A 5,398-nucleotide genomic window follows, 5' to 3' on the forward strand; every position below is an offset into this window, starting at 1 on the left:
ACATAGATTCTTTCTTTATCAAAAAGGATATCGGGTATTTCTAAGTTAAGGACTTCGTTTCTTCGCATTCCACAACTGTACAGGCATACCAGTGCTGCTTTGTTTCTGGCTCTAAACTTTGGTAGCTCATGACTGTAGGCTGTTGCATTAAAGAGTTGTTTGATTTCTTTTGGGGATAGTATATTTAATTTTTCTGCGGTCTTATCTTTTTCTCTTTTGATAGGTAGGTTAAATGGTTTTTTGTTGTGCTTTTTCAGATATTCTCTGAACTTGTTGAGAGATTGCAGATGGTTATTGAGATAGTTATTGCTTAGTGCTCCTCCTCGTGTGGTATTGGGTCTTTGTTTTAATTGGTTGTAGTAGTTTCTGACATGGTGGTTTTGTATGTAGTTTATATGGTTAATATCGTTTTGTTCTAACCAGTAGAAGAACTCACATAGTTGGGCGGGGTAGTTGTTTTGCATGGCAGTACTATAGCCTAATATATCGAGCCATTCGGTAAATGAGGCGAGTAGTATCCTGTAGCTATGGTTTTGTAGCTTTATTTTTTTCATGCGGTATGTGTTTTGAGAGTTTTTAAGGAACAGCGATTTAACTAGCTGTTTTTGTAGTAGTTGTTTGTTCCTTTTTGACAGTGGAACGATTTGGAACGATGGAACGGTCGGAGTTTGGCAAGCTATTTATTTTTAGCATACATTGTTGTAATGCTTTGGCTATCTGTTGTTCCAGTTCTTTATACTCATTAGGGTTAGTGATTTCGTATTTGATACTGGTTTCTCCTTTTTTCTTACGTTGTTTTTTGATATAGTAATTATCTTGTAACTGCTGGTGATACCTCCATTGTGTAGTCTTTTTTACTTTTAATTTTCTGCGGATTTCTAAGGCTGTAAAAGTGGTTTGTGTATTTTGATGCAAGTATTTTTTAAGTTCTTCTAAATAATTACGGCATGCTCCTGTGATTTCATCACTCTTGCGTAAGAGTACTTCTTTGATAATCTCATTGGCTGCCTGTATATCTTGGATGGTAGTTTCTATATATTCTTCTCCTGTTTGTGGATCGTATTTTCTGGGTCTTTGATACTGGCAGTAAAAGGTAATGGCTTCTATAAATTGTAGATAATGACTATTGGTTCTTCTGGGTTTAAATACCGATTCGGGAAGCTCCAGATATTCTGCATAAGGATTTATGACCTTTATAGGTTTTAGGATTCGTTGTACATCGCGTAAAAATCTGGCTGCGGTAAACTCTTGATCATTATTTACTTTACCTGCCGATAATAATCTTTGGTATTGCATGATCTTTTTATCCTGCTCACTGGATTCATCGATATAGAGTAAAAAGCTACGGTTACTATTATCTTCATAGATACTTTCTTGTGTGGTACATCCTGCTACAGCTACAGGACCTTCTACGGTAAGGTGTATGGTTTTGGTAGTTCCTTTTCTGTCTTTGTGGACTACAGTTTTGGTAATCCTTCGTTTTGATTGTAATTCTCTAAGGGGATAGAGTACTGCTTCTGCACCGTCTAGGTCTTCTATTAATATCAATTTGTTACGCAGCTCTGTACGGTTAAAGTAATAGAAGGCATTGGCAGATAGTACTGTAATCTCTACTTTATCTTCATCGGGGATGAGTTCTGCTACTTTGGATTGCAGATGTGTTTTACCAACACCACTACTACCAAGGCTGATACAATGTAATGGATTATTGGTTTTGCGACTGGTAAATATTAAATACATTAATAGCCTGTTGGTTTCTTCTCCTATAACACCAGATTTGCCAATGAGTTCATTTGTTTTGCCTAATAAGTCTTTAGACTTTAGAAAATTTTCTGCGGCTTGTAGTTCTTTGCCTGATAATGTTCTGGGGGCAGGAACTTCCTGCTCTTTGTCGAGTTCTTTGATTCGGTATTGCTCTAGTGCTGTGGTGAGTTGTTGGAGGGACTCACGTGCTATACTTGTCCCGATTTCTATACGTTCTGCTATTTTTCTGATAAACTTCTCGACCATATTATCATTATACAGATCGATACTGTGACGTAGTACATGGTGTTGTTTGTCGCTCTTAACACTTCGGCTACGCTCAGTGTAAACTTTTTGTATGCTTAGTGTTACTCGCATACGCTCCAGATTATTGAGTTTGATACCACCAAGGACGTGGATTTCTATGTGTTTTGTGAGGTAACTGTAGTTGTGTGGGTTGGTGGTGTCTAAAGACATAAAATTATTATTTGACTAATTAAGCAACAAAACAAAATTATCTATATTTGCTTAATAAAGCAAATTAATGACTCGCAAATCTTTAAGTATTGACTAATAAAGCCTTTAAACGTACATTTATTGCGGTATTAAGCAATAATATGGATATAAGTAAAAATATTAAACGTATCAGAGAGGCTAAAGAGCTATCTCAAAAAGAAGTGATTTCTGCTATTGGAATGGGAGCAGCGCAATACTCACGTATAGAAAATGGTAAAACAGACCCTTCTGTAAGTACATTAATTAAAATAGCTAAAGCCTTAGGAGTTTCTATGGCAGAGCTTTTTACCGATAAAGACAGCTTGCAGGACATAAACTCTGTAGATACTACACTTATGGAACGAGTGACATTGATTGATAGCTTAACCAAAGAAGAACAAAATACAATCTTTTCTATCCTTGATGCTTTTGTAAGTAAACGTAAGCTTAAAAGCACTCTTAAAAATGTACTACAGGATATGGATTAAAAAAATCCACAACATTACTGCTGTGGATTTTATCATTTATTTACTCCTACCACTCACTCATATACGGTACTAGTTGCAAACTAGCACTAGAACATACTATGACCGAGCGGAGTAGCTTTTTTATTTCATTGAGTTGACAAAAAGTGTAATACCTGATAAAAACCTTCATATGATTGACCTTTTTCCATCTTTAATAATTGGTTTTTATCTTCATGATCCGTCAGTAATAATCGAGTAAAATCTTTTTTATCTCGGATCCCATCTCTGAATTCTTCTTCCATAGCCAAATTTACTTTTTTGATATTACTATTTTTAATAACATTAAAAGACTTTTCATTGTTGATCAGAAGTCTCTGATTTGTTAAAATAAACCAATTAGAAGAGTTTAGATAATATATAATTAAACCTTTTTCATTCCTTTCTAAATATGAAAGTAACAATTCACTATATTGTTCGTAATTGTGATCTTTTAAAATTTTGGTGTATTTACCCTCTCCTCCTTTTCTCTTAAATATTGAAGTTATAATTGAGGATTTATCTTTATTCATCATAGTTTATTTTAAAGTCTTTTGCATAAGAACTCCATGCTTAGTTTGTTGTATTGAATATCCAAATCGTTTCATTATGTTAGGATTCAAAAAACCATCATTTATAACAGAAGAACCATAAATTGAAATTCTATTTGCCCCTGCTCTTAAGGCTTCAGATTCTAGACTATTTATTAAAGACCTGAAACCTGAAAGGCTTTTTGTAGGAGTGTCGATAAGGAATATATTTCTAGTAAAAGTAGTTTCAATTAAACCTTTTGTTCCATATATAGAATAATTTCCCACTTTTTCAGCTCCTTTAAGTAAAGCTTGCGAAAAAGTTTCTTCACTTAAACTAACGAGACCACCGACACCTTTATTTGACCTTAAAAATAAGGCACCTACCGTTCTTAAAGAAGCTATCAAAAATACAGGAGAATCAAAATCCATTGCAGTTACATTACCTCTAGCAAGTGGAGTTTCCCCTCCATAATAATTATAGGCTTGCACAGCCCAACCTACCATAGCTAAATGCATATCTTCTGTGAAACCAAAATCATTCAAAGACTCAATAGGTCTCCTCCCTTGACCTATAGCTCTAATAGTCGTTCTAAACAATTCATAGTAATCACTTTCAGAATACCACCCAGCTTCTTCTCCTACACCCCCTGCATGATAATATTCATTATACGAAATATGAGCACCCATAATAGATCTCTCAATTAATCTTGTTTGCCCTTCTCTACAATCATCGCAATTAGAACGAATTCCAAATGATGCTAATGCTGCAAGGACATTATTCCCATAGCTAGTAATCTCACTTTGATTAACATGTCTGTTATTATCATGTAGTCCGGAAGAAGCCATTGAGGCATAGTCACCTCTTAGATGTCCAGCTTCGCTTTCAGGTAGCACGAGTTTACCATTATGATATTGCCCACCGGAAACAGCATACCCACTGTTCCCTCCACTAGGATCAGCAAAGACTATCGGGTTATTATCAAAAGCATTATAGGTCGATAAAGAATGATGCACCACAGGATCAAGACGGTTCCATCTGGCTATGGTAGGATCATAGGATCTAAGAGGCATCTCATACCAGTTAAGTCCTAATCCTTCTTCGAGTTCTGTATTGTTGTATTTGTAGTTATGTTTTCTGCCAGTGATAGCAGTATTGTATCCTTTTTGTTGTAGTCCGAAGGGATAGTAGTTATTCTCCTCTACAATCTCGTCATTGGTGATCGTCCCACTATTGTCGCGGTCTGTATAGGAGAGTCGAACGTTACCTAAATGGTCTGTGTATACATCAAAAAAAAGTTTTCGGTACCCTTTTTTTAACACCTTATCCTAAATACCTATTAAAAAAAGAACGTCCCTTACTATCATCTATCTGTCTGCCTTGCTAAAATAATGATTTACATTGTACCCTAATTACAGAATACTGTATTTGTTAGTACTGCTGCTTCTAAATCCAGCCGCATAGTCAAAGCTATCTTTACATAATTGGTAGTTATACCCGCACTTCCTTACAGTCAGGAGCTATAACGCAATTATATAAAATAGCCGCGCACCCTGTAACTACCATTGAAGATTTTGAAGATATCTGGTTTAGGAGGTTTTAACGCCCTTTAGGTAGTTCCGAGCGGGTTTTAGGTCGTTACAAGACGCCCGATAGGGTGTTCAGACACCCCCTATGGGTCATTATTAACGGGCTATTGGTCGTCTGGAACACCCTGTAACCCGTAGGCTAACGCCCTTTTGATCGTTATTTACAGCCTGTAGGTAGTATATCGACGGTCTATTACCCGTTGTGTGGTCATTCAATCGCCATTAAGGCTAGTATTTTAGAAGCTAACGGAACTCCACCGCATTAGCCAACGGCTTCCATTATCTTCTAAAATAGTTTTCCGCAACAGTGAGAACGATTAATCTTGAAGCTGAAGAGCGCAACGGCAGTTGTGGCAGACCTTCAGCTTTAAGATTAATCATAGCCTAGTGGCGATTGAACGAAGCTGCGTTGCACGCAAAACAAAGGCGTAGCCATAGCGAAGGGGAGCAACCGACGCACAAAAGGAGTCCCGTAGGGCGATTGTGCGCCAGACGATTTTTTATGACATTACTTTAACAATAATAACTTCCATAAAA

General features: G+C 36.5%; 5 protein-coding genes. 1 reads left to right on the plus strand and 4 read right to left on the minus strand.

What is annotated here, in order from left to right:
- Both C1X07_RS24595 and C1X07_RS25195 read right to left on the minus strand, forming a co-directional pair.
- The coding region (locus tag C1X07_RS24595; RefSeq protein WP_164914250.1) for a tyrosine-type recombinase/integrase at positions 1-554 on the minus strand (554 nt) is incomplete at its 3' end.
- Positions 555-591: 37 nt separating this feature from the next.
- The gene (locus tag C1X07_RS25195) at positions 592-2,220 is read right to left on the minus strand and encodes a hypothetical protein (protein WP_103072705.1); all 1,629 of its coding nucleotides are present in this window, start codon (positions 2,218-2,220) and stop codon (positions 592-594) included.
- 89 nt (positions 2,221-2,309) lie between these two features.
- On the opposite strand from C1X07_RS25195, the gene C1X07_RS24605 reads away from it, so the two are divergent.
- Positions 2,310-2,726: a helix-turn-helix domain-containing protein gene (locus C1X07_RS24605; protein ID WP_128755394.1), complete on the plus strand. Its 417-nt coding sequence runs from the start codon at positions 2,310-2,312 to the stop codon at positions 2,724-2,726.
- A gap of 125 nt (positions 2,727-2,851) precedes the next feature.
- On the opposite strand, the gene C1X07_RS24610 is transcribed toward C1X07_RS24605, so the two are convergent.
- Both C1X07_RS24610 and C1X07_RS24615 read right to left on the minus strand, forming a co-directional pair.
- Positions 2,852-3,277 carry a hypothetical protein gene (locus C1X07_RS24610; protein ID WP_164914251.1) on the minus strand — a complete coding sequence of 142 codons (426 nt, stop codon included), beginning with the start codon at positions 3,275-3,277 and terminating at the stop codon, positions 2,852-2,854.
- 3 nt (positions 3,278-3,280) lie between these two features.
- On the minus strand, positions 3,281-4,594 hold the full coding sequence (locus C1X07_RS24615; RefSeq protein WP_103072708.1) for an RHS repeat domain-containing protein: 1,314 nt from the start codon (positions 4,592-4,594) through the stop codon (positions 3,281-3,283).
- Between the last annotated feature and the right edge of the window lie 804 nt (positions 4,595-5,398).

Source organism: Aquimarina sediminis (assembly GCF_002895435.1).
Taxonomy (GTDB): Bacteria; Bacteroidota; Bacteroidia; order Flavobacteriales; family Flavobacteriaceae; genus Aquimarina; species Aquimarina sediminis.